This window comes from Lentzea sp. CC55 (genome assembly GCF_021056325.1).
Taxonomy (GTDB): domain Bacteria; phylum Actinomycetota; class Actinomycetes; order Mycobacteriales; family Pseudonocardiaceae; genus Lentzea; species Lentzea jiangxiensis.
On the sequence record NZ_JAJCXE010000008.1, the window covers coordinates 21,530 to 45,750 of the forward strand.

The 24,221-nt window shown below is 71.0% G+C and carries 25 protein-coding genes; 11 read left to right on the top strand and 14 right to left on the bottom strand.

The window, feature by feature from the left end; all coding sequences use genetic code 11:
- The 8 genes from L6E10_RS05110 (at position 1) to L6E10_RS05145 (ending at position 8,344) form a co-directional block, all read left to right on the top strand.
- Positions 1-861 carry a xanthine dehydrogenase family protein subunit M gene (locus tag L6E10_RS05110; RefSeq protein WP_236217275.1) on the top strand — a complete coding sequence of 287 codons (861 nt, stop codon included), beginning with the start codon at positions 1-3 and terminating at the stop codon, positions 859-861.
- Entirely contained in the window at positions 852-1,313 is a 462-nt protein-coding gene (locus tag L6E10_RS05115; protein ID WP_236217277.1) for a (2Fe-2S)-binding protein, read from the top strand. Before L6E10_RS05110 ends, L6E10_RS05115 begins: the two co-directional genes overlap by 10 nt.
- The gene (locus L6E10_RS05120) at positions 1,310-2,662 is read left to right on the top strand and encodes an 8-oxoguanine deaminase (RefSeq protein WP_236217279.1); all 1,353 of its coding nucleotides are present in this window, start codon (positions 1,310-1,312) and stop codon (positions 2,660-2,662) included. The genes L6E10_RS05115 and L6E10_RS05120 overlap by 4 nt, the downstream gene beginning before the upstream one ends.
- Positions 2,659-4,845, top strand: a complete 2,187-nt coding sequence (locus L6E10_RS05125; protein WP_236217281.1) for a molybdopterin cofactor-binding domain-containing protein — start codon at positions 2,659-2,661, stop codon at positions 4,843-4,845. The genes L6E10_RS05120 and L6E10_RS05125 overlap by 4 nt, the downstream gene beginning before the upstream one ends.
- A gap of 20 nt (positions 4,846-4,865) precedes the next feature.
- Positions 4,866-5,327, top strand: coding sequence for a nucleoside deaminase (locus tag L6E10_RS05130; RefSeq protein ID WP_236217283.1), 462 nt, complete (start codon positions 4,866-4,868; stop codon positions 5,325-5,327).
- A 257-nt stretch (positions 5,328-5,584) separates the two neighbouring features.
- A complete protein-coding gene (locus L6E10_RS05135; protein ID WP_236217286.1) occupies positions 5,585-6,991 on the top strand; it encodes an NCS2 family permease in 1,407 nt (468 codons plus the stop codon).
- Between the two features lie 56 nt (positions 6,992-7,047).
- Positions 7,048-8,130: an XdhC family protein gene (locus tag L6E10_RS05140; protein WP_308102665.1), complete on the top strand. Its 1,083-nt coding sequence runs from the start codon at positions 7,048-7,050 to the stop codon at positions 8,128-8,130.
- Positions 8,015-8,344, top strand: coding sequence for a gamma-glutamylcyclotransferase (locus L6E10_RS05145; protein ID WP_308102675.1), 330 nt, complete (start codon positions 8,015-8,017; stop codon positions 8,342-8,344). Before L6E10_RS05140 ends, L6E10_RS05145 begins: the two co-directional genes overlap by 116 nt.
- Positions 8,345-8,504: 160 nt before the next feature.
- Here L6E10_RS05145 and L6E10_RS05150 read toward each other — a convergent pair whose 3' ends face one another.
- From L6E10_RS05150 to L6E10_RS05170, 5 genes are all read right to left on the bottom strand, one after another.
- Complete coding sequence (locus L6E10_RS05150; RefSeq protein WP_236217290.1) at positions 8,505-9,131, bottom strand: response regulator transcription factor; 627 nt, start codon at positions 9,129-9,131, stop codon at positions 8,505-8,507.
- 105 nt (positions 9,132-9,236) lie between these two features.
- The gene (locus L6E10_RS05155; protein ID WP_236217751.1) at positions 9,237-10,391 is read right to left on the bottom strand and encodes a sensor histidine kinase; all 1,155 of its coding nucleotides are present in this window, start codon (positions 10,389-10,391) and stop codon (positions 9,237-9,239) included.
- 9 nt (positions 10,392-10,400) lie between these two features.
- Positions 10,401-11,126, bottom strand: a complete 726-nt coding sequence (locus tag L6E10_RS05160; RefSeq protein ID WP_236217292.1) for an ABC transporter permease — start codon at positions 11,124-11,126, stop codon at positions 10,401-10,403.
- The gene (locus L6E10_RS05165; RefSeq protein WP_236217294.1) at positions 11,110-12,003 is read right to left on the bottom strand and encodes an ABC transporter ATP-binding protein; all 894 of its coding nucleotides are present in this window, start codon (positions 12,001-12,003) and stop codon (positions 11,110-11,112) included. The genes L6E10_RS05160 and L6E10_RS05165 overlap by 17 nt, the downstream gene beginning before the upstream one ends.
- Before the next feature lie 78 nt (positions 12,004-12,081).
- The gene (locus L6E10_RS05170) at positions 12,082-12,990 is read right to left on the bottom strand and encodes a LysR family transcriptional regulator (protein WP_236217296.1); all 909 of its coding nucleotides are present in this window, start codon (positions 12,988-12,990) and stop codon (positions 12,082-12,084) included.
- 154 nt (positions 12,991-13,144) lie between these two features.
- Between L6E10_RS05170 and L6E10_RS05175 the strand changes: the two genes are divergently transcribed.
- Positions 13,145-13,963, top strand: coding sequence for an SDR family NAD(P)-dependent oxidoreductase (locus L6E10_RS05175; protein ID WP_236217298.1), 819 nt, complete (start codon positions 13,145-13,147; stop codon positions 13,961-13,963).
- Here L6E10_RS05175 and L6E10_RS05180 read toward each other — a convergent pair.
- Complete coding sequence (locus L6E10_RS05180) at positions 13,956-14,546, bottom strand: TetR/AcrR family transcriptional regulator (protein ID WP_236217300.1); 591 nt, start codon at positions 14,544-14,546, stop codon at positions 13,956-13,958. The genes L6E10_RS05175 and L6E10_RS05180 overlap by 8 nt on opposite strands.
- A gap of 79 nt (positions 14,547-14,625) precedes the next feature.
- On the opposite strand from L6E10_RS05180, the gene L6E10_RS05185 reads away from it, so the two are divergent.
- On the top strand, positions 14,626-14,955 hold the full coding sequence (locus L6E10_RS05185) for an antibiotic biosynthesis monooxygenase (RefSeq protein WP_090103257.1): 330 nt from the start codon (positions 14,626-14,628) through the stop codon (positions 14,953-14,955).
- Positions 14,956-15,331: 376 nt separating this feature from the next.
- Here the strand turns inward: L6E10_RS05185 and L6E10_RS05190 are convergent, their stop codons facing one another.
- Positions 15,332-15,934 carry a DUF305 domain-containing protein gene (locus L6E10_RS05190; RefSeq protein ID WP_236217303.1) on the bottom strand — a complete coding sequence of 201 codons (603 nt, stop codon included), beginning with the start codon at positions 15,932-15,934 and terminating at the stop codon, positions 15,332-15,334.
- A 400-nt stretch (positions 15,935-16,334) separates the two neighbouring features.
- On the opposite strand from L6E10_RS05190, the gene L6E10_RS05195 reads away from it, so the two are divergent.
- A complete protein-coding gene (locus tag L6E10_RS05195) occupies positions 16,335-17,606 on the top strand; it encodes an LVIVD repeat-containing protein (protein ID WP_236217752.1) in 1,272 nt (423 codons plus the stop codon).
- 15 nt (positions 17,607-17,621) lie between these two features.
- On the opposite strand, the gene L6E10_RS05200 is transcribed toward L6E10_RS05195, so the two are convergent.
- Genes L6E10_RS05200 through L6E10_RS05230 form a run of 7 tightly spaced genes read right to left on the bottom strand, consistent with a single transcriptional unit; the run spans position 17,622 to position 24,206 of the window.
- Positions 17,622-18,782, bottom strand: a complete 1,161-nt coding sequence (locus tag L6E10_RS05200; protein WP_236217305.1) for an MFS transporter — start codon at positions 18,780-18,782, stop codon at positions 17,622-17,624.
- Positions 18,783-19,178, bottom strand: a complete 396-nt coding sequence (locus L6E10_RS05205) for a VOC family protein (RefSeq protein ID WP_090103362.1) — start codon at positions 19,176-19,178, stop codon at positions 18,783-18,785.
- A 54-nt stretch (positions 19,179-19,232) separates the two neighbouring features.
- On the bottom strand, positions 19,233-20,366 hold the full coding sequence (locus L6E10_RS05210; RefSeq protein ID WP_236217307.1) for a low temperature requirement protein A: 1,134 nt from the start codon (positions 20,364-20,366) through the stop codon (positions 19,233-19,235).
- The gene (locus tag L6E10_RS05215; RefSeq protein WP_236217309.1) at positions 20,363-21,394 is read right to left on the bottom strand and encodes an ABC transporter ATP-binding protein; all 1,032 of its coding nucleotides are present in this window, start codon (positions 21,392-21,394) and stop codon (positions 20,363-20,365) included. Before L6E10_RS05215 ends, L6E10_RS05210 begins: the two co-directional genes overlap by 4 nt.
- A 6-nt stretch (positions 21,395-21,400) precedes the next feature.
- Positions 21,401-22,183: an ABC transporter permease gene (locus L6E10_RS05220; RefSeq protein WP_236217311.1), complete on the bottom strand. Its 783-nt coding sequence runs from the start codon at positions 22,181-22,183 to the stop codon at positions 21,401-21,403.
- Positions 22,168-23,088, bottom strand: a complete 921-nt coding sequence (locus L6E10_RS05225) for an ABC transporter permease subunit (RefSeq protein ID WP_236217313.1) — start codon at positions 23,086-23,088, stop codon at positions 22,168-22,170. The genes L6E10_RS05220 and L6E10_RS05225 overlap by 16 nt, the downstream gene beginning before the upstream one ends.
- A complete protein-coding gene (locus tag L6E10_RS05230; RefSeq protein ID WP_236217315.1) occupies positions 23,085-24,206 on the bottom strand; it encodes an ABC transporter substrate-binding protein in 1,122 nt (373 codons plus the stop codon). Before L6E10_RS05230 ends, L6E10_RS05225 begins: the two co-directional genes overlap by 4 nt.
- Between the last annotated feature and the right edge of the window lie 15 nt (positions 24,207-24,221).

Genomic DNA, 24,221 nt, shown 5'->3' on the forward strand with positions numbered 1-24,221 from the left:
ATGGACTTCCTTCGACCGGAGACGCTCGCGGAGGCGCTGGAGCTCAAGGCGTCACGGCCGGACGCCGTGCCGATCGCCGGCGGCACCGACGTGATGGTGGAGCTGAACTTCGACCACCGCAGGCCAGCCGCCCTGCTCGACCTGACCCGAGTCCCCGAGCTGCGGCGGTGGTCCGACGGGCTGCGGATCGGTGCCGGCGTGCCGTACGCGCGCATCATCGACGAGCTCGGCGCGCAGCTGCCCGGCCTCGCGATGGCCTCGCGCACGGTCGGGTCGCCGCAGATCCGCAACCGCGGCACGATCGGCGGCAACCTGGGTGCCGCCTCCCCCGCGGGGGACACGCACCCGGTGCTGCTGGCGTCGGACGCGGTCATCGAGGTGGCCTCCGTGCGCGGCACGCGGATGATCCCGGCCGCCGAGTTCTACCTGGGCGTGAAGCGCAACGCCCTGGAGCAGGACGAACTCATCGTGGCGGTGCACCTCACGCCTGCCGAGGGGCCACAGCAGTTCTCGAAGGTCGGCACGCGCAACGCCATGGTGATCGCGGTGTGCTCGTTCGCGATCTCGCTGTTCCCGCGGGAGAACCGGGTCGGCGCGGCGGTCGGGTCGGCCGCCCCGACGCCGCGGCGGGCACCGGAGGCGGAGCGGTTCCTGGCGTCGGCGCTGGACTTCCGCGACCCGAAGCCGTTGCTGGACTCGGTGAAGCGCGAGTTCGGGGAGCTGGTCTCGCGGGCCGCGTCGCCGATCGACGACGTGCGCGGCTCGGCGGCGTACCGCAAGCACGCCTTGGCAGTGATGGCACGCAGGACGCTGGGCTGGGCCTGGCAGGAACTTCTCGACGGGGAGCGGGCATGCGCGTGAACGTGACGGTCAACGGCGAGCAACGCCAGGCCGACGACGTGTGGGAGGGCGAGTCGCTGCTGTTCGTGCTGCGCGAACGGCTCGGGCTGCCCGGGTCGAAGAACGCCTGCGAGCAGGGCGAGTGCGGTTCGTGCACGGTCTACCTCGACAACGTGCCGGTGTGCGCGTGCCTGGTCGCGGCCGGGCAGGCGCAGGACCGCGAGGTGCGCACGGTCGAGGGACTCGCCGAGGGCGACCGGCTCGACCCCGTGCAGGAGGCGTTCGTCGAGGCGGGCGCGGTGCAGTGCGGCTTCTGCACGCCCGGTCTCGTCGTCCAGGCGCACGACCTGCTCGACCGCGTGCCGAACCCGTCCGACCCGGAGATCCGCGAGGCCCTCGCCGGGAACCTGTGCCGCTGCACCGGGTACGAGAAGATCCTGGACGCCGTGCGGCTGGCGGCGTCGCGCCGATGATCGTCCTCGACCGCTGTGCGGTGTCCACTGTGGACGAAGCCGGTACCGAGCACGCGTCCGGGCACGTGGTGGTCGAGAACGGGCGGATCTCCTCCGTCGCGTCCGGTCCCGCCCCACGGCCCTCCGGGGCGCACACGTACGTCGACGCGTCGTCGTGCCTCGTCACCCCGGGCCTGATCAACACCCACCACCACCTCTACCAGTGGGCGACGCGCGGGCTCGCGACCGACGCCACGCTGTTCGAGTGGCTGACCACCCTCTACCCGGTGTGGCGCGGGCTCGACGACACCGTGACGCACGCGGCGGCGTCCGCGGGCCTGGCCAAGCTGGCGTTGACGGGCTGCACGCTCGCCGCCGACCACCACTACGTCTTCCCCTCCGGCGGTGGTGACGTGTTCGACGCGCTCGTGTCGGCGGGGCGGCGGGTCGGGATCCGGCTGGAGGCGGTCCGCGGGTCGATGGACCGCGGCCGGTCCCGGGGCGGGCTGCCGCCGGACAACCTCGTGGAGGAGACCGAGGCCGCGCTGATCGCGACCGAGCGGGCCATCGGCGACCACCACTCGACCGCGGACGACGCCCTGGTCCGCGTCGCCGTCGGCCCCTGCTCGCCGTTCTCGGTGTCGAAGGAGCTGATGACCGGCGCGGCCTCTCTCGCGCGGCGGCACGGCGTCCGCCTGCACACGCACCTCGCCGAGACGAAGGACGAGGAAGAGCAGTGCCTGGCCGAGAACGGCTGCACGCCGACCGAGTACGCCGAGCAGCTCGGCTGGCTGGGCCCGGACGTGTGGCTCGCGCACACCGTGCACCTCAACGGCGACGCGGTGAAGCGGCTCGGGGCCACGTCGACCGGGTCGGCGCACTGCCCGACGTCCAACGGGCGGCTGGGCACCGGGATCGCGCCCGTCCGCGACCTGTTGGACGCCGGCGCGCCGGTCGGGCTCGGCGTCGACGGGGCCGCGTCCAACGAGGACGGTGGGCTGGTCGTCGAGCTGCGATCGGCGCTCTACCAGGCACGTCAGCGCGGCGGACCGGCCGCGATGAACGCCCGCGAGGCGTTGTGGATGGGCACGATGGGCGGCGCGCGGGTGCTGGGCCGCGCGGACTCGCTGGGCTCGATCGAGCCGGGCAAGGTCGCCGACCTCGCCGTGTGGGACCTGTCGGGACTGGACCACGCGGGCATCGCGGACCCGGTGGCGGCACTCGTCCTCGGCACTCCTCCGCCGCTGAAACTGTTGGTCGTGGGCGGTGAGGTCGTGGTGCGGGACGGAGTCCTGCTGACGGCCTCGACCGACGAGCTGGCGCGCGACCTCTCCGCCGCCAGTGCCAAGCTCCAGGAGGCTGCGCGATGACCCTCACCCCCACCGAACTCACGTCCGCTGTCTCGGGCGGCATCGGGACGTCGCCGCAGCGCCCGGACGGCAACCTGAAGGTGCGCGGCGAGTTCGCCTACGCCTCCGACCTGTGGCACGAGGACATGATCTGGGGCGCGACCCTGCGCTCACCGCACCCGTACGCCCGCATCACGTCGGTGGACATCACCGAGGCGTTGAAGGTGCCGGGTGTGCACGCGGTGCTGACGCACTCGGACGTACCCGGACGCAACCTGTACGGCCTGGAGCACAAGGACCAGCCGGTGCTGGCCGTGGACGTCGTGCGCTACCAGGGCGAACCGGTCGCGCTGGTCGGTGCCGACCACCCCGAGACCGCGCTGCGGGCGATGAAGAAGATCGTCGTGACCTACGACGTGCTGGAACCCGTGGTGGACATGGAGACGGCCGTGGACGACACGCCGTTGCACCCCGGCGGCAACCTCGTGCGGCACGTGCCGATCCGACGCGGCTCGCAGGACGTCACGGCCGAGGTCGTCGTGAGCGGGCGCTACGAGGTCGGCATGCAGGACCAGGCGTTCCTCGGGCCGGAGTCCGGGCTCGCGGTGCCGGCGACCGACGGCTCGGTGGACCTCTACATCGCGACGCAGTGGCTGCACGTCGACCGCGACCAGATCGCGGCGGCGCTGGGGTTGCCGCAGGAGCGGGTGCGGCTGACGCTGTCCGGCGTCGGCGGCGCGTTCGGCGGCCGCGAGGACCTGTCGATGCAGGTGCACGCGTGCCTGCTGGCCCTGCACACCGGCAAGCCGGTGAAGATGGTCTACAACCGCGAAGAGTCGTTCTACGGCCACGTGCACCGGCACCCGGCGGTGCTCTACTACGAGCACGGCGCCGATCGCACCGGCAAGCTCGTCCACGTGCGGGCGAAGATGTACCTCGACGGCGGCGCTTACGCCTCTTCGACTCCCGCTGTCGTGGCCAACGCGGCGACGCTGGGTGTCGGTCCGTACGAGGTCGACAACGTCACGGTCGACGCGTACGGCGTCTACACGAACAACCCGCCGTGCGGCGCGATGCGCGGATTCGGCGCTGTGCAGGCGGGTTTCGCCTACGAGTCCCAGATGGACAAGCTGGCGGAGGCGCTCGGCATGTCCCCCGTCGACGTGCGGATCCGCAACGCCATGACCGAGGGCTCCACGATGCCGACCGGGCAGGTGGTCGACTCGGCCGCGCCCGTCGCGCGGCTGCTGAAGCTGGTGCAGGACAAGCCGTTGCCCGCCGGCACCTCGACCGACATCCGCGAGCTGCCCGGTGGCGTCTCGAACACGACGCACGGCGAGGGTGTCGTCCGCGGTGTCGGGTACGCGGTCGGCATCAAGAACATCTGCTTCTCCGAGGGCTACGACGACTACTCGACCGCCCGGGTGCGCGTCTCGATGGTCAACGGCGAGCTGGCCGCCGCGGTGCACACCGCCGCGTGCGAGGTCGGCCAGGGCCTGGTGACGATCATGCAGCAGATCGTGCGGACCGAGCTCGGCATCGAGCGCGTCACCGTGCTGCCGATGGACACCACGATCGGCAACGGCGGTTCGACCTCGGCCTCGCGCCAGACGTACGTGACCGGTGGCGCGGTGAAGGCCGCGTGCGCGCTGGTCAAAGCACGCCTGGACGGCCGCACCGACATCGGCGACGAGGTGATCGACGAGACCACCGAGTGGCGCCACCGCGCGACCGAGGCCATCGACCCCGAGACGGGGCAGGGCAACGCGCACGTCCAGTACGGCTTCGCGGCCCACCGCGCGGTCGTCGACGTGGACGTCGACCTCGGCCTGGTGCGCGTCGTGGCGCTGGACTGCGCGCAGGACGTGGGCAAGGCGCTGAACCCGCAGGCCGTGGTGGGCCAGATCCAGGGCGGCTCCGCCCAGGGCCTCGGCCTCGCGGTGATGGAGGAGATCCAGACCTCCGGCGGCAAGGTGCGCAACCCGTCGTTCACCGACTACCTCATCCCGACCGTGCTCGACATGCCGCCGATGAGCATCGACGTGCTCGAGCTCGCCGACCCCCACGCCCCGTACGGCATCCGCGGCGTCGGCGAACCGCCCACCATCTCGTCGACCCCGGCGATCGTGGCGGCGATCCGCGCCGCGACCGGCCTGGCGCTCACCCGCGTCCCGGTCCGCCCGGAACACCTCACCGGTACCTGATCCTCCTGGAGCCCCCTGCTGTGAACGCACATCTGCTCGCCACCATCGACCTGGCCACCCGCAACGTGGCCTCCGGGGGCGGCCCGTTCGGCGCGATGATCGTCCGGGACGGTGAGGTGATCGCCACCGGTGTGAACCAGGTGACGCCGACGCTCGACCCCACCGCGCACGCCGAGGTGGTCGCGATCCGCGCCGCCTGCCGGGCGCTCGGCGACTTCAAGCTGACCGGCTGCACGCTGATCTCCTCGTGCGAGCCGTGCCCCCTGTGCCTGTCCGCCGCGCTGTGGGCGCGCGTGGACGAGGTCGTATACGCCGCCGACCGCCACGACGCGGCGGCGGCCGGTTTCGACGACCGGGAGTTCTACGAGCTGTTCAGCAGGCCCCGCGACGAGTGGGACCTGCGCGTGCACCGGATCTCCACCGGCGAGGACAACGCCCCGTTCACCGCGTGGACGTCCCTCGCGACCCGTATCGACTACTAGGGCCTGTGTCGAAGTCCGTGTTCGCGATAGCCGGGCCTGAGGCGGCCCCCGGGGGCACGGCCGACTGACCCACGTACAACACCGGTGTGCGGGTCAGTCGGCCGCACCGCCAGGAACCACCTCAGGCGCGGCTCTCGTCGAACGGGACTTCGACACTGGCCCTGGAGGCCACAAGCCGACTGGCTGACCGGAGCTGCACCGCACCAACGCGTTCCGGCGTCGGAACGCGCCCACCGGCATGGGAAAGGCCGTCTTCCATGACACAGTTGCGGAGCCGACAACCGGCGTCGGTCCTCGACCACTTCTTCCGCATCACCGAACGTGGCAGCTCCCTGGGCCGTGAGGTCCGCGGTGGCATCACGACGTTCGTCGCGATGTCGTACATCGTGCTGCTGAACCCGCTGATCCTCGGCGCGTCCGCCGACATCACCGGCGCCGAGCTCACCACCGCCGAGATCACCACGGCGACCGCGCTGGCCGCGGGCGTCATGACCGTCCTCATGGGACTGGTCGGCAACGCGCCGCTCGCGATGGCGGCGGGCCTGGGCGTCAACGGGGTGGTGGCGTTCCAGATGGCGCCGGCCATGACGTGGGCGCAGGCCTTCGGGCTGGTGGTGCTGGAAGGCGTCTGCATCGTGGTCATGGCCGCGTCCGGGGTCCGCGAGCGGATCATCAACGCGATCCCGGAGCCGTTGAAGATCGCGATCACCGTCGGCATCGGGCTCTACATCGCGCTGGTGGGCCTGGTCTCCGCCGGTTTCGTGACGCGCACGCCGGACGCCGCCGGGTCGGCGGTGCCGGTGCGGATGGGCGTGGACGGCCACCTGAGCGGCTGGCCCATCGCGATCTTCTGCCTCGGCCTGCTGCTGATGATCGTCCTGATGGCGCGCGGGGTGCCGGGGGCCGTGCTGATCAGCATCGTCGGCGCCACGACCGTCGCCGTCGTCGTGAACGCGGTGTTCGACGTCTCCGGCTGGGGCCTCGTGACGCCGACCCTGCCGTCGTCGGTCGTCAGCTCACCGGACTTCGGTCTGCTCGGGCGCGTGGACCTGTTCGGCGGCTTCGTGTCGGCGGGCGTGGTCGCGGCGACGGTGTTCCTGTTCACGCTGGTGCTGTCCGGGTTCTTCGACGCCATGGGCACGATCACGTCGGTGTCCGACGAGGCCGGCCTGACCAGGGACGGCAAGGTCGAGGGCATGGGCCGGATCCTCGTGGTCGACGGCGCCGGCGCGATCGCCGGCGGCGTCACGGGGTCCGCCCCGAACACCGTGTTCCTGGAATCGGCCGCGGGCGTCGGCGAAGGCGCCCGGACCGGCCTGGCCTCGGTGGTGACCGGCGGGCTGTTCCTGGTGGCGCTGCTCTTCACCCCACTCGCGACGGTCGTGCCCGCCCAGGCCGCGGCTCCGGCGCTGGTGGTGATCGGCGGCCTGATGATGACCCAGATCCGCCGGATCCCCTGGCAGGAAACGGACTACACGATCCCCGTCTTCCTGACCATCGCCATCATCCCGTTCACCTACTCCATCACCAACGGCATCGGCGCGGGCCTCGTGTCCTACGTCGTGCTGCGCGTCTGCAAGGGCCGCTGGCCCGGCTGGCTGATGACCGGCCTCGCGCTGATGTTCGCCGTGTACTTCGGCGTGGACCTGATCAGCGGCAGGTGACCGCGTGGCCCGGCCGGGCGGCCACCCGGCCGGGCCCCCGTTCCGAGGAGGGCTCGATGCGTGACCTCGCTTCGACTTTGCTGTCGTGGGACCGGTTCGCGGTCGCCTCGGTGGTGGCCGTGCGCGGCAGCGCGCCCCGGCCGGTCGGCGCCGCGATGGCCGTGGGACCGTCGGGCCAGGTGGCCGGCAGCGTGTCCGGCGGGTGCGTGGAGGCCGAGGTGTACGACCTCGCGTGCCAGGTGCTGTCGACGTCCGAGCCCGTTCTGGCGACGTTCGGCTACTCCGACGACACCGCGTTCGCCGTCGGCCTGACCTGCGGCGGGTCGCTGGACGTGCTGGTGCAGCGCGACACGCCGTCGTTGCGCGCGGCCCTCGCGGCCTCCGTCGCCGGGCACCCGGTCTCGGTCCGCTTCGAGGCGGAGGGCCGGGTGTTCACCGAGTCGTGGACACCGCCCCCGCGCCTGCTGGTGTTCGGCGCCGTCGACCACGCCGCCGCCGTCGCCGAAGTGGGCCGTTTCCTCGGCTACCACGTGACGGTGTGCGACGCGCGCCCCGTCTTCGCCACACCCGAACGCTTCCCCGCGGCGCACTCGGTCGTCGTCGACTGGCCGCACCGCTACCTCGCCGCCACGCACACCGACGCCTCCACCGCCGTCGTCGTGCTGACCCACGACCCGAAGTTCGACGTCCCGGTGCTCGTGGAGGCCCTGTCCCGCCCGCTGGCGTTCGTGGGCGCGCTGGGTTCCCGCCGCACGCACGCCGAGCGCCTGGCCCGCCTGCGTGCCGAAGGCGTTCCCGAGGCCGCGCTGGCCCGGCTCCGTTCGCCCATCGGCCTCGACCTCGGCGGCCGCAGCCCGGCCGAGACCGCCGTCTCCATCGCCGCCGAGCTGGTGGCCCTGCGGCACGGCGGCACCGGCCTGCCGCTGTCGGACCTGTCCTCCCCCATCCACCGGACCCTGGAGAGCCATGGCACTGATCTTCCTCAACGGCGGCGGCATGAGGGGCGGGCCGCTGCACCCGCAGCTGCAGGGCACCCCGATGGTGTGCCGGGCGCGCAGTGCGCCGAAGTACCGGTACTTCTCGGTGCGGAACCAGTTCCCCGCGATGCACGAGTCGGGCTCGGCCTCGGTGGCGGGTGAGCTCTACGACCTGCCGCTGAAGGTCCTGCGCGACCACCTCGTCCCCGCCGAGCCCGCCGAACTGGAGATCGGCGTCATCGAACTGGAGGACGGCAGCGCCGCCCTGGCCACCGTGCTGCGCGACGCGATGGTGGAGCCGTTGCTCCGATCGGGTGACATCCGGGACATCTCGTATCTCGGGGACTGGCGCGCGTTCCTACATCACGAGGGGTGAGGGAAGTGGCATCGGGGGGTGCCACCGGCAAGGGGGAGTTGCCGCAGCGGCGGGACCAACCGAAGTGGTCCCGCCGCGGGGGTCCCTCGGCCCCGCACAGCGGACGCCGTGCAGGTCGTCCACCGGCACCCGTGCCGACCGGCCGCCTCTCCGGCGCCTCTCAGCTCTCCCGCCCCACCTCGAGCAGCCCGCGCTCGTACGCCACCGCGACGGCCGCCGCCCGGTCCGAGACGCCCAGCTTCGCGTAGACGTGCAGCAGGTGCGTCTTCACCGTCGCCTCGCTGATGAACAGCGCCGCCGCCACCGCCCGGTTCGTGGTCCCCTTCGCCACCAGCGCGAGCACGTCGAGCTCGCGCGCCGACAACGGCTCCAGCGCGGGCTCCCGCACCTGCCCCAGCAGCCTCGTGGCCACCGCGGGCGACAGCACGGCCTCACCCGAGTGCGCCGCACGGATCGCGCGCTGCAGCTCGTCGCGAGGCGTGTCCTTCAACAGGTAGCCGGTGGCGCCCGCCTTGATGGCCGGCAGCACGTCGCGGTCCGTGTCGTAGGTGGTGAGCACCAGGACGCGGCACGGGTGGCCGCGCAGCCGTTCGATCGCCGACACGCCGTCCGAGCCCGGCATGCGCAGGTCCATGAGCACCACGTCCGGCGACACGGCCGTGACGACGGCGACCGCCTCGTCCCCCGAGGCCGCCTCGCCCACCACCTCGAAGTCTCCCGACGAGAGCATGCCGCGCAGACCGTCCCTGACGACCGGGTGGTCGTCGACGATGACCAGCCGGATCACGCGACCACCCCGAAGCCCCCAGCCACACCCGAGGCGCACCTCGAGCGATCACTGTCCCGCACGACGCACTCCAGCCGGCCGCTCACAGCGCCCCCACCCTCCACCTCACGCCGGGACTCGAGCCGAGATCGCCGTCCCCGCCCCGGGCTCCGACTCCACGAACAACGCCCCCGACAGCCGGTGCACCCGGTGCCTCATCGCGGGCAGCCCGAAGCCCGGCGACGGCACGGTGAGGTCGAACCCCACGCCGTCGTCGCGCACGTCGAGCGTCACCACGTCCTCCATGTAGGACAGGGTCAGCCCCACCCGCGAGGCCGAGGCGTGCTTCGCCACGTTGGCGAGCGCTTCCTGCGCCGTGCGCAGCAGCGCGACCTCCACCTCCGGGTGCGTTTCGCGCACGGAGCCGGTCAGCGTCACCGACACCGGGACGCCGTTCAGCGCCGACCAGCCCGCGGCCACCTCGTCCAGCGCCTCGTGCAGCGCGGCGGAGTCGAGGGCCGGCGGGCGCAGGGCGTGCACCGAGCGGCGGGCCTCGGTCAGGTTCGTGCGGGCCAGGCCGGTGGCCACCGCCACGCGGCGCTCCCAGTCTGCGGGGGTGGCCGCCGACAGCTGCGTGATGATGCCCGCCAAGCCTTGGGCCAGGGTGTCGTGGATCTCCCCGGCCAAGCGGTGGCGTTCGTCCTGCACGCCCGCCTCGTGCGCCTGCACGAGGAGCTGGGCGTGCAAGCCCTCGTTCTCCTCCAGCAGTTCCTTGCGCAGGCGGGACTGCTCGGTCGTCACGTGGCCGACGTACGTGAACGTGCACGCCACCACCACGAAGATGAGCAGCAGCAGCCAGAAGGCCGCCTCCGCGCCCTCGGGCGGATAGCCGCCGAACAACGACAGCGTCGCCAGCGCGGCGGTGATCGCCACGACGAAGAACATCCAGCGGCCGCGCAGGACCTCGCTCGCGAAGAGGTAGACCGCGAACGACACCGCGCCGAACCAGTGATCGCGCAGGCCCAGCACCGCGTAGAACACGACCATGCCACCGATGAACACGGCCATGAGCTCCGTGCGCTTGTGCCACGCGGGATGCAGCGTGAACCACCACACCATCCACGCGTAACCGAACGCCACGACGCCATAGGTGAACCAGCGCTCCGAGGCCGGGTGCGTGGTGAAGATCGAGTACACCACGGTGGTCACGGTCAGCACGAAGTACGGGATCACGTGGGCGATCGAGGTGAGTCTGCGCTCCCACCTGTCCAGCGCGGCCATGTCCACGAGCTACTCCCAGCGGAACGTTCTGGCCGCGACGGTACCCGCCACGAGGCTCACGAGCCCCATGATCGCGAGATGCCTCCAGTCCGGCGCGGTGCCGAGCCACGCCTGGTGCAGCGCCTCCACACCGGGAGGCGTGTACGAACCGATCGCCTGGATCGCGGTGGGCAGCATGAACCGCGGCAGGTACACGCCGCCGAGGAACATCAGCAGCATGAACACCGCCGCCGCCCAGCCGCCGGCCGCCCGCGCGGTGGGGGCCAGGGCGGCGATCACCAGGCCCAGCGCGAACGTCCCGGTGCCTCCCAGCACCAGGGCACACGCCAGGCCGAGGGGGTGGTGAGGCAGGTCGACGCCGAAAACGACGTACGCCACCACGATAGTCAGCAGCACCGACAAGATCACCGCGGCGAAGTTGACCACCATCTGGCCCACGAGCAACCGCGCCGGGCTCATGGGAGTGGTCGACAGCCGCCGCAGCACACCCTTCTCCCGGTAGGTCGCCACGACCGTCGGCACGCGTTGCAACCCGATGAACCCCAGCGTGAACACGACCAGCGACGACAGGTAGCCGTCGATGAACCGCAGGCCGCCGAACTCCGGAGCGGGCGTCCGCAACGCCGGAACCGCCCCCAGCACGAGCAGGAGCACGCTCGGGAACACCACGGCGAACAACGAGTTCAGCCGGTCGCGGAGGAACAGCCGCGCCTCCACCTCAACGATCTTCAGCACCGCTACCCCCGGTCAGCTCGACGTAGGCGTCGTCCAGCGAGAGCTGGTCGACGCGCAGATGGCGCGCCACGACGTGCTTGCGCGCCAGGAAGGAAGTCACCGCGTGCAGCAGGTCCTGCGACCCGCTGACGACGAGCTGCTCACCCACCGACGTCACCTCGGTGACCTCCGGCAGCGCCCGCAGAGCGGACAGGTCCAGGGGATCCGACGGCACGAACCGCACCCGCGCCGCACAGTCCACACGCGACACCAGCGCGGAGGGCGTGTCCAGCGCGACGATCCGCCCGTCGCGGAACACCGCCACCCGGTCGCAGAGCCGCTCCGCCTCCTCCATGAAGTGCGTGACCAGCAGGATCGTCACGCCGGCCGCCCGCACCTCCTCGATCACCGACCACGTGTCGCGGCGCGCCTGAGGGTCCAGCCCGGTCGTCAGCTCGTCCAGGACCGCGACCCGCGGCGACCCGATCAGGGCCAGCGCGATCGACAGCCGCTGCTTCAGCCCGCCGGACAGCTGCCCGAACTCCGCCTTCAGGTGCTCGGTGAGCCCCAGCCGCCCGGACCAGTCGACCGGTGACGGGTAGAACGACGAGAACAGCGACAGCGCCTCGCCGACCCGCATCCGTTCGGGCAGTTCGGAGGCCTGCAACTGCACCCCGATCGCCGCCCGCACGTCGGCCGGCCGCTTCCCCAGCACCGCGACGCTGCCCCGGTCCGGCGTCCGCAGGCCCGCCACGCACTCGACCGTCGTCGTCTTGCCCGCCCCGTTCGGGCCCAGGACACCGAAGATCTCCCCCTCGGCCACCTCGAACGACACCGAGTCCACCGCGACGCGGGGCCCGTAGCGCTTCCCGAGGTCGCGCACTTCGACGATTGCCATGCGCCAAGCCTCGCCGGAACAACGGCGCCGATCATCGAACGACGAGTCCCACCCGGATCAACCGATCGGTTGATGCCGCTACCCGGTCTCCACGACGACGGCGCGCAGGGCGGCGGCCAGACGCGCGACCGGCTCGGGCACCGGTCCGGGCAGGCGGGCGAGCAGCACGCGGCGCTGCTCGGCGGGCCCGCCCCGCACCGGCAGGACCCGCACACCGGCGGGCGCGACGGCGACCAGTGACGCGGGGATCGTGGTGATGCCGAACCCGGCCGCGACGAGCTGCAGCTTCGCCAGCCAGTCGCGGGCGGTGTGCGCGACGACCGGCCGTTCGTCCAGCCCCGGCCACACCCCCATCACCCACGGGTCGCCGGGTCCGGAGATCCACCGCTGGCCCCGCAGGTCCTCCACGTCGATGTAGTCGTTGCGCGCCAACGGGTGCACGGCCGGAACAGCCACGCGCAAGCTGCGTTCGACGAGGGTGTCGACCTCCAGCGCGGGCGTCTCGTCGTCAGGCGCGCGGAAAGGCGGTGCCGACGCGATAAGTGCGACGTCCAACGTGCCCGCACGCAGCGCGCGCACCAACGCCGGTGTGCTCCCCTCGCGCGTGATGACGGTGATCGACGGATGCGTCCGCCCGAGCGCTATCAGCGCTTGGGGGACCAGCCACGCGCCCGCCGTCGCGAACCAGCCGAGCCGGACCGTGCTCTCGTCGTCCGGCAGCCCCGCGAGCTCGCGGGTTCCCGCGTCGATCTCGTCCACGACGGCCGCCGCCCGCCGCAGCACGAGACGCCCGGCGGCGGTGAGCCGCACGCCGTCGTGCCGCCGTTCCAGCAGCTCCACGCCCGCCGCCCGCTCCAGCGCCGCGATCTGCCGCGAGACCGCCGACTGCGTGTATCCCAGCGCCGTCGCCGCCGCGGTCAGCGTGCCGCGCTCCGCCACCTCGCGGAACACCCTCAGGGCGACCAGCGACGCATCCGTGAAGGCCATGACATCTCCGCATACCTGGCTTGAAAAAGTCTCGCTACTCGCATACCTCCGGCGACCCTAGCGTGGAGACATGATCGCGACACAGTTCGAAGTCACCGGCACCGCCGCCCGCCCGTGGGCGCACTCCGAGCTCCTCCTCGCGAAGGCCTGAGCCGTGGCGGTCGCACTGGTCACCGGAGCCACGCAGGGGCTCGGACTCGCGCTGGCCCACGGGCTCGCGCGGCGCCTGGGGCCGTCGGACACCGTCTACCTCACCGGTCGCGACGCGAGCCGCGTGGCGACCGCCGCCGAGGCCGCGCCCCGGGGTGGGGCCGAGGTCCGCGGCGCGCTGTTCGACGTCGCCGACCCCGGCGCGGCGCGGGAACTCGCCGAGCAGATCGCGCGGCGGCACGGCGGGATCGACGTCGTGATCGGCAACGCCGTGATGCGCATCGGCCCCGACGACGACCCACGGGCGTTCATCGACGAGTACGTCCAGGTCAACAACCACGGCACCACAAGGCTTCTGCGGGCGTTCGCCCCGTTGGTGAACGACGGCGGGAAGCTGCTCGTCGTCGCCAGCTCGCTCGGCACCCTGCACCACCTGGCCCCGGTGCTGCACGGGAGGTTCACCGCTCCCTCCACTTTGGACGAGCTCGACGCCCAGGTCGCCCGCTGGCGTGACGAGGTCGCGGACCGGCGCACCGGGGCGTGGCCGGACTTCGTGAACATCCCGTCGAAGATCGGCCAGGTCGCCGCCGTGCGCATCCTGGCCGCCCAACGGCGAGACGCGGACCTCAAGAGGGGCGTCCTGATCGCCGCCGTGTGCCCAGGAATGATCAACACGCCGACTTCCGCGCTGTGGTGGGACGTCAGCACCGCCCCGACCCCGGACCAGGCCGCGACCGCGGTGCTGGACCTCGCCCTGAACCCCGCCGAACCGCGGCACTACGGCGAGCTGGTGCGCCACGGCGAGGTGGTGCCCTTCAGCTGATGGGCTTGTCCAGCCCGTGCACCACCTGGTCGAGCAACGTCTGGATGACGGCTTCGTTGTGCTCGGTGCGCCCCGGCGTGATCATCCGCGACGTCGCCTCGACCATCGCGTGCACGAGCATCGCCCGCAGGTGCGCGCGCTGCACACCGGCCGTCGTGAAGACACCGACCAGCGGTGCCAGCAACCGTTCGTGCTCGGCCCTGATCTGCTCGCGCGACGAGTCCGGCAGCGCGTGCGCGGACAGGGCCACCACGGCCCCGTGGCTGCCGTCGGTGATGATCGCGAGCTCCGCGCGCAGGTACGCCTCGATCTTGTCCGGCACGGACGAGGCCCCGTTGACCGCGTCCTCCAGCTTGTCCGCCCACTCCGGCAGCGCGTCCGACACGATCGCCGCGACCAGTTCCTCGCGCGAGCGGAAGTACTCGTAGAGGCTCGGCCGCGACAGGCCCACGCGCCGGGCGAGCGACGCGAGCGTCAGCGCCTCCGCGCCCCCGGTCGCCACGATGTCCCGCCCCGCGTCCAGTAGGGCGCGCAACCGGTTCGCGCGGTGCTCCGCCACGGTGTCTGCGCTGATCCTCGGCACACCGGAATCGTATCGCGCTTGATTTCCCGACGGGGAGTTGGAATAGTTCCCGACACAGCGTCGGAATCAGGAGGGCCCCATGTTCATCGCGACGAACCGCCTGTTCGTCCCCGCCGACCGGGCAGAGGAGTTCGAGGCCCACTTCCGCGACAACATGCGCACGTACCTGCCCGGCGTCCCCGGCCTGCTGCGCAGCACGCTGCTCAAGCCCACGAAGGACGACCAGCCGTACGTGTCGGTCAACGAGTTCGAGTCCGAGGAGCACTTCCGCGCCTGGGTCGCGTCCGACTCGTTCCGCGAGGCGCACAAGCGCAACCGCGGCATCGCGCGGCACGTCACGGGCAACGCCGTCGAGACGTTCCAGCACGCCGAGGACCTGGTGCTGCCGCAGCAGCGCGCCGAGGTGTAGGCGATACTCCCCCGCGTGGGGGAGGTCCGCTTCTGGTGCTCGGCCGGCTCGCGGCCGAGGTGGGCGGCCGGCCGAGCGCGCCGCAGGGACCTGCCGGCGATCCTCGTCGCCCGCGCGGTCGTGGCCGCCCGCGCCGATCCGCAGCACTCGCCGGCCGACGACTTCGCGGACGACGACGTGCTCGGCACCGGCGAGGAGACGACGAGCGTCCGCTCGGTGCCCGACTGGTCCTACCAACGCCTTTCGCCTGCGGCGCAACGCCTCTTCCGGCTGCCGGGTGTCCATTCCGGACCGTGTTCACCGCCGCGAACAGCTGGAGATCGCCACCACGCTCGTGAACCTCGGCGACACCCGGCCGCGAAGGCCCGCGCCCGGCTCACAGGGTCGTCAGCAGCGTCTTCATCCGGTTGATCTCGTCGGACTGCGTGGCCACCACGTCGTCCGCCATCTCCTCGACCTGGACGTTGGTGCCCGCCCCGCGCACGTCCGTCGCCATCTTGATCGCACCCTCGTGGTGTTTGATCATCAGCTCCAGGAACATCCGGTCGAAGTCCTTGCCCCGCGCCGCGCCGAGGGCGTTGAGCTGGTCCTGGGTGGCCATGCCCGGCATCGACGAGTGGTCGCCGTGCGTGCCGATCGCGTTGAACGTGCGCTGCCACTGCTTCATGGCGCCGATCTCGGGTTCCTGGCTGAACCGGATGCGGTCCGCGAGGCCCTTCACCGTCGCGTTCTCGGCGCGGTCGGGCGCGAACCTGGTCATCGCGAGCGCCTGCTCGTGGTGGGCGATCATCATCGCCACGTACTGGCGGTCGGCGTCGTTCGGCGGCGGCGCGACCCTGGCGCTCACGTCCGAGGGCGCGACGGTCGGCGCCGATCCCCCCGGCGTGTCCGGTGCGATGACCGGAGCCGCGGCCGGCTCCGACGAACAGCCTGCCAGCAGGGCGAACGCCGCCACGACGACCAGAACCGGAGAGCGCATGCCCGGACAATACAGTTCGACCGCCCGCGAACGGGCACTCCCGGGAACGGCCCGGTCGAACAGGTGATCGACTCCGTTGTCCGGTCCCCCTCGTGCGGACAAAGTTCAGATCCCTCCGAAAGATGCTGGCCCTTAGCAAGGCGAAGGGGTCATACTCCCCTCCACCAACCCGTACCGAGGGGGTACAGCAGTGACTTCACGCGCAACGACCCGGCGGCGCAGAGCGCCGTTGGCGGTTCTGGGGGCGCTCGCGCTGACGCTGTCGACGTTGACCGCGCCCGCGCTCGCCGAGCCCGACCTGCCCGCCGACGGCAAGGGGCTGACCGAGGCACAGCTCGAAGCGCAGGCGGAAGCGGTCGACGGTCTCCCCGGCGCCGACGAGATCTCGCGCAGCCGCAACATGGTCCCGGTCGCGCACCTGGACAAGCAGGCTCCGCTCAGCTCGACGCAGACCGACATCGCGTTCCAGGACAACTACGCGTTCGTCGGCAACTACGACGGCTTCGTCATCTACGACATCCGCAACCCGAAGAAGCCGACGATCAAGTCGCAGGTCCTGTGCCCGGGCTCGCAGAACGACATCTCGGTGTACGGGAACCTGCTGTTCCTGTCGACCGACTCGTCGCGCAGCGACAACTCGTGCACCAGCGTGTCCCAGTCCGCGACGATCAAGGAGTCGTGGGAGGGCATCAAGGTCTTCGACATCAGCGACAAGGCCTCGCCCAAGTACGTCGCGGCCGTCGAGACCGCCTGCGGCTCGCACACCCACACGCTGGTCCCGGGCAAGAACAAGAAGGACGTGTACCTCTACGTCTCGTCCTACTCGCCCAACGCCACGTTCCCGGACTGCCAGCCGCCGCACGACAAGATCTCGATCGTCAAGGTCCCGGTGAAGAACCCGGCCCAGGCCTCGCTGCTCAAGGCGCCCGTGGTGTTCCCGGACGGCGGCAACCAGGGCCGCACCGGCACCATCGAGACCGGCTACGTCAGCGCGACCTCCGGTTGCCACGACATCACCGTGTACCCGCAGATCGACCTCGCGGCCGGCGCTTGCATGGGTGACGGCGTCCTGTGGGACATCTCCGACCGGGAGAACCTGGTCGAGATCAACCGCGTGCAGGACGACGCGAACTTCGCGTTCTGGCACTCGGCCACCTTCAACAACAACGGCACCAAGGTCGTCTTCACCGACGAGCTCGGTGGCGGTGGCGCCGCGACCTGCAACGAGAAGATCGGCCCGACGCGCGGTGCCAACGGCATCTACGACATCGTGGGCAAGGGCAAGGACCGCAAGCTGGTGTTCAAGTCCTACTACAAGATCCCGCGCATGCAGGGCGACACGGAGAACTGCGTCGCGCACAACGGTTCGCTGATCCCGGTGCCCGGCAAGGACATCATGGTGCAGTCCTGGTACCAGGGCGGCATCTCGGTGTGGGACTTCACCAACTCGGACAAGCCGCGTGAGATCGGCTTCTTCGAGCGTGGCGCGATGCCGAACGGCGTGACCGGCGGCACGTGGTCGACCTACTGGTACAACGGCTACATCTACTCCTCGGAGATGGGCCGCGGCTTCGACGTCATCGACATGCGCGACCCGCGCACGTTCGTCGCGAAGCTGTTCCGCACGGACGAGCTGAACGTGCAGACCCAGGGCAACTTCTACCGCGGGTAGGAGTTCCCACCCAGATCAGCGCGGCTGCCGGCGTTCGGCAGCCGCGCTGATCGCTGTCAGGACCAGGGTGACGGCGACGCCGCCGAAGACCGCCCAGACCGGCGAGCCGACGTCCATCGCCCACGCGGCGACGACCGCCGTGAGGCCGTAGCCCGCGCCGGTCACCGCGTACATCATCGAGAACCCGGCCGCGTGCGCGCCGATCGGGAGCCGTTCGCGCAGCGCGAGGCTCCGCGTCACCAGCACACCGGACTGGAACAGCCCGCCCGCGAGCAACGCGCCCGCGATGCCCGGCAGGTTCGGGAAGAGCGCCAGGGCGCCGGCGCAGGTCGCCGTCACGACGAGCAGCACCAGCCCCTGCGTGCGGAACGTGCCGGGCCACGGCTTGAGCCCGTACAGCACCGCGCCCAGCGCGCTGCACGCCGCGAACCCGGTGAGCAGCGGCCCGGTCCAGCCGATGCCGATCCCCCGGTGCTCCAGCAACGCGGGCAGCACCAGCTCCGCCACCGCGAGCTGCGCCAGAGCCGCCGCGCTGACGAGGTAGATCGGCCACGCCGACGCCACCACGCGCACCTTCGCCGTGCCGGACCGCGACGTCACGTGCCCGCGCGGCAGGATGAACACGAGCCACGCCGCCACGACGACGAGGCTGACCGACACCACGACCGGCGCGCGGTGGTCGACGCTCAGCGCCAGCACGGTGACCAGTGCGGGCGCCACCGCCCACACCACCTGCGTGATCATGGCGTCGAAGCCCATCGCCTTGGGCACCAGCGAGTCCGGCACCAGCCCGAGCAGCATCGCCCGCAGCCCGCCCGGCGTCGTCGACGGACCGGCGCCCGCGACGAACGCCGCGATCGCCAGCACCGTCACGTTCTGGGTCAGCGCCAGCGTCGTGAACGCCGCCGCCCCGACGACCAGCCCGACCGAGAGCTGCCCGCGCATCCGGGACGGGTCGAGGAACAACCCGAGCAGCGCGGCGCCGAGGACCTCCCCCAGCACGTAGACCGCGACGAGCGACGCCGCCAGCACGTACCCGCCGGGCAGTCCCCTGGTCAGGAACACCATCATCAGCGGCGTCATCGACATCGGCAGCTTCGCGGCGACCGTCACCACGGCGCACGCCAGCACGTCCCGGTTCGCGAGGTCGCGGTAACCGGCAGCGGAGATCGTCATCTACTCGCCCAACTCCTCGAACAGCGTCAGCTGCAGCCCGGCGGGCGCTCGCAGCCTGGCGTTGAGCGAGTTCCACGGCGTGCGCGTGGGTTCCGCGACCACCTCGGCCCCGGCCGCCTCCAGCGTGCGGGTCACCCCTTCGGCGTCGGTCACCTCGAACGCCACGCGGATGTGCCCGGCGACGCGCCTGCCCACCTCGACGGAGTCGATGAACTCGGCGTGCGGCGGATCGGTGATCTCGAGCGTGGCCCGGCCGGCCTCGAGGATCGTGACCCGGCCGCCCTCGGACGCGAACGCCGCCCGTTGCTCGAGGCCGAGGACGTCTCGGTAGAAACGCAGGGCTTCTTCGTAGTCGTCGGCGGTGACGACCAGGCGGAGCTCACGGACACCGGTCATGGTGACGATCATTTCACCCCTCGTGCCGGAACGAGGAGAAGACGCGGAACTGCCTCAGACCTCGACGCGCTGAGGCGCTCCCCGCACCAGCCGGGTCGCGACGACCAGCACCAGCACGATCCCCGCCGTCACGTGGATCGGCGCCGGCCCGAACGTCGCCGCCAGCACCGCCACCGCCCCGAGCGGCAGCAGGTACCTGCGCGGGCCGTCCTGCCCGGGGCAGTCCTGCACGTACCAGACGAACAGGAAGAACACCGCCAGCGGCACCGTCGTGAACGCCGCGACCGTCGTCCCCGGCGCGTGCGAGAGGTGCAGGTCGTAGTCCACCGACGCGGCGAGGCCCGCGCCGAGCGCCGCGATCGAGCCGAGGATGAAGAGGTGCGCGTAGCCCCAGAGGAACGCCTTCCTCAGGTTGTGCAGGTGGGTCGGCGCCTCGAAGTAGATCCACCACACCGAGAAGACGATGACGAGCGACGCCGCGGCGAGCGAGATCAGGTTGACGCCGCTGTCGAAGCCCTTCTGGAACGCGAGCGTCGCCGCGAGGATCGACTCGCCGAGCACGATCAGGGTGAACAGGCCGTGCCGTTCGGCGATGTGGTGCGGGTGCCACGTCGTCGCGCCCGACCGCTCGGCCCAGGCCGGCACCAGCAGCTCACCGATCATGAAGAGCACCCACAGCGGGACCTGCAGGGCGGGCGGCGCGACCAGCACCCACAACACCCAGACGACCTGCATGACGGCGATGCCACCGGCGTACCGGCGGGTGCAGGTCCTGTGCTCCGGGTTGTCCCGTGACGCCCGCAGCCAGTGCGCGACCATCGCGAGCCGGATGACGACGTAGCCGCCGACGACGATGCGGTAGTCCTGGCGTTCGAAGACGGCCGGGATGCCCGACGCGACCACGAGCACGCCGGCGATCTGGACCATCGTGAGGATCCGGTAGAGCGTGTCGTCGTTGTCGAACGCGCTGGAGAACCACGTGAAGTTGAGCCACGGCAGCCAGAGCGCGAAGAACGCCATGCAGAACGCCATCAGCCCGGCACCGGCGTGGTTCTCGGTGACGGCGTGGTGCAGCGAGGCGGCGGCCTGGGCGACCGCCACCACGAAGCTCAGGTCGAACAACAGCTCCAACGGCGTCGCGACCCGGTGGGTCTCCGCCGTGTCGCGCGCGAGGAGCTTCCTGATCATCCCGGCACCACCATCATCCTCGACTCGCTGAGGTCCAGTGCGACCCGCGTGCCCGGCTGGTACGCGGAGGCGGCGTTGGACGGCTGGTCGATGCGCAGCACCTGGTCGCCGACCCTGACCGAGATCCGCGTGACCGGCCCGAGGAACGACTGGGTCAGCACGTCGCCCACGATCTTGCCATCGGCGTCCCCGTCGTGCCCGGACACCCCGATGTCCTCCGGTCGCACGATGACGCGGACGTCGCTGCCGGACGGCTGGTCGTGCTCGGCGGGCACCGTGACGCCGTTGATGACGACGGTCTGGCCCTCCGCCTTGGCCTCCACCGAGTTCGTGACGCCGACGAACTGCGCCACGAACGCCGTCGCCGGCTGCCGGTAGACCGCGGACGGGGTGTCGAGCTGCTCCAGCCTGCCGTGCGACATGACGCCGACCCGGTCCGAGACGGCGAGCGCCTCCTCCTGGTCGTGCGTGACGAACAACGTCGTCATGCCCAGCTCGGTCTGGATGCGGCGGATCTCGTCCCTCAGTGCCACGCGCACCTTGGCGTCCAGCGCGGACAAAGGCTCGTCGAGCAGCAGCACGCGCGGCTGGATCGCGAGTGCGCGCGCCAGTGCGATGCGTTGCTGCTGACCGCCGGACATCTGGTGCGGGTACCGGCCGCCGAGGTGGGAGAGGCCGACGAGTTCGAGCAGCTCTCCCGTGCGCTTCGTGTCGGCCTTGCGCATCTTGAGGCCGAACGCGACGTTCTGCGCCGCCGTCATGTTCGGGAAGAGGCTGTAGGCCTGGAAGACCATGCCCATGTCCCGCTTGTTGGCCGGGACCTTCGTGATGTCCCTGCCGCCCACCGCGACCGTGCCGGAGTCGGCGGTCTCGAAGCCCGCGACGATGCGCAGCGCCGTCGTCTTGCCGCAGCCCGACGGCCCGAGCAGGCTGACGAGCTCGCCCTCCGCCAGGTCGAGGTCGAGCCCGTCCAGCGCGATGTTGCCGCCGAAGGACTTGCGCAGGCCCTTGAGTTCCAGATGACCCATGTGTTGTTACTCCTCGACCACGGTCTGACGGCGCCGCTGGCCGACATAGGAGAGTGCGAACAGGAGGACGAACGCGAAGACCAGGCACAGCAGCGACACCGCGATCGAGACGCCCGCGTTGCGCTTGCCGAGCAGGTTGACCTGGACCTGCAGCGTGTCGAAGTTGAGCAGTGACGCGATGGTGAACTCCCCGAGCACCAACGCCACGCTCAGCAGCGAAGCACCGATGAGCGCCACGCGGATGTTCGGCACCACGACCTTCCACAGCACCGTGAGCCACGACGCCCCGAGACTGCGCGCTGCTTCGGCGAGCGTCTTGAGGTCGATCGCGGCGAGTCCGGCGTCGATCGCGCGATAGGCGAACGGCAGGACGAGGATCGTGTACGCGAACGTGAGCGTCAGCGCCGAGTCGCCGAGGAAGTAGTTCACCCACGCGTAGAGCGGCGCCATGCCGACCACGAGCACGATCGCGGGGATCGCGAGCGGCAGCAGGCACAGGAACTCCACGAGCCGCTGCAGCCGCGGGAGCCGCAACCGGATCCACGCCATCGTCGGCACGAGCAGCACCAGCATCAGCACCGCGCTCGTGACCGACAGCAACAGCGAGTTGACCAGCGCCTCCATGAGTCCTTCGTCGTCGACGATCGACGTCCACGACTCGAGGCTGCGGGTGCCGTTCCTGCCGCGCGTCGAGAACTCCGCCATCGCGATCAACGGCAGGACGAAGTAGACGCCGAGGACCAGCAGGACGATCGTGCGCAGGACGCGTTGCCTCACTGGCGAACCCACTTGGCCACCCTTCGTTGCAGCAGCACGTTGACGCCCATCGCGATGCTGACGACGACCACCATGCCGAGGCCCAGCGCCTTGCCGAGGTTCTCCTGCCCCAGCACGACCTCGCCGGTGAGGAACCCGCGGATCTGCAGCGGCACGATCGGGCTGCCCTGCGAGACGAGGGCGGCGGCCGTGGCGTAGGCGCTGAAGGCGTTGGCGAACAACAACAGCAGCGCGCCGAGGAACGGCGGCGTGAGGATCGGTCCGCCGACGTGGCGCCAGTAGGTCCAGCTCGTGCCGCCGAGGCTCGCGTTCGCCTCGCGCCACTGCGGCCGCAGCCCGTCCAGCGCCGGCAGGAACACGATGACCATCAACGGGATCTGGAAGAACGTGTAGACGAGCGTCAGGCCGGGCAGCTCGAACAACCACGCGCTGCCCGCGAACAGGTCGATGCCGGCGTTGTCGCGCAGGAACTTCGTGACGAGACCTTCGAAGCCGACCGTCGCGAGGAACGCGAAGGCCAGCGGCACGCCACCGAACTGGGCGAGCACACCGCTGCCCGCGACGACGACCCGGCGCAGCATGCCGTCGGGGTTGCCGACCGCGATCGCCCACGTGAGCAGCGCACCGAAGACCGCGCCGATCAGCGCCGTGAGCGCGGAGAGCTCGATGCTGCGCACGAAGGCGTCGAAGACGACGCCCGTGAACAGGGTCTCGAGGTTGGTGAGGGTGAACGCGCCGTTCGAGTCCTGGAACGCGCCGACCAGCACGAGCACCGTGGGGTAGACGAGGAACGTGCCGGCGAACGCGAGGAACGGCACCGCGACGAGCCAGGCGGCCGCGGACGGCCGACCGGCGGCCCCACCCTTGATCTCGGTGGAACCGCCGGGCGTCGTCGCTACGGGAGCGACCGAGGTCATCCGATGGCCTGCGCCCAGGTCGCGGTCAGGACGGCCTTGGCCTTGTCGGCCTGGGCCTGCGTCTGGAACACCTGCTTGCCGTCGGTCTTCGGCAGCTTGTCCTTCGCCGCCTTGTCCGCCTTGTCGCCCATCTTGTCGAGGCGCACCGGGCGGGACATGCCCTGCAGATACAGGTTCTGGCCCTCGTCGGAGTAGAGGAACTCCTGCCACAGGCGCGCGGCCGCGGGGTGCGGCGCATCCTTGTTGACGGCCTGGTTGTAGTAGCCGCCGATCTGCGCCTCGGCCGGGACGACGACCTTCCAGTCGAGCTTGCCCTTGAGCTTGTCGGTCTGGGCGGCGTTGGTGTAGTCCCAGTCGATGACGACCGGCGTCTGGCCGGACTCGATCGTCGCGGGTGACGGGTCGACCGGCTGGAAGTTGCCGGCCTGCTTGAGCTGCTTGAAGAACTCGACACCGGGCGCGATGTCGTCGGCGGAACCGCCGTTGCCGAGCGAGGCCATGACCACGCCCGCGAACGCCGCACCGGCCTCCGTCGGGTTGCCGTTGAGCGCGACCTTGCCCTTGTACTCGGGCTTGAGCAGGTCCTTCACGCTGGTCGGCGCCGGCACCTTCGCGGCGTCGTAGCCGATCGACATGAAGCCGCCGTAGTCGCCGTAGTACAGGCCGTCCGCGTCCTTGAGCTCCGCGGGGATGTCGTCCCAGGTGCTGACCTTGTAGGGGGCGAACAGGTCCTTGTTGGCCAGCGCCACGTTCAGCCCGAGGTCGAACACGTCCGGCGCGCGGTCGTTGCCCTTGAGCTGCTTGGCGGCGTTGATCTCCTCCTGGCTCGACGCGTCGGGCTGCGCGGAGTCGACCTCGATCCCGTACTTGGCCTCGAACGCCTCGATGATCTTGCCGTAGTTCGCCCAGTCCGGGGGCAGCGCGATGACGTTGAGCTTGCCCTCCTTCTTGGCGGCCTCGACCAGCTTGTCCACACCGCCGAACTCGCTCGCGGACTTGGCCGTCGCGGCGGCGCCGGTCTGCGCCTCCTTGGCGGGCGGGGCTCCGCAGGCGGCCACTGCCAGCACCAACGCGCCGACACCGATGAGTTTCGTGGTGACGTTCCCTCGCTTCAGCACAGGCGGAGGATTCGC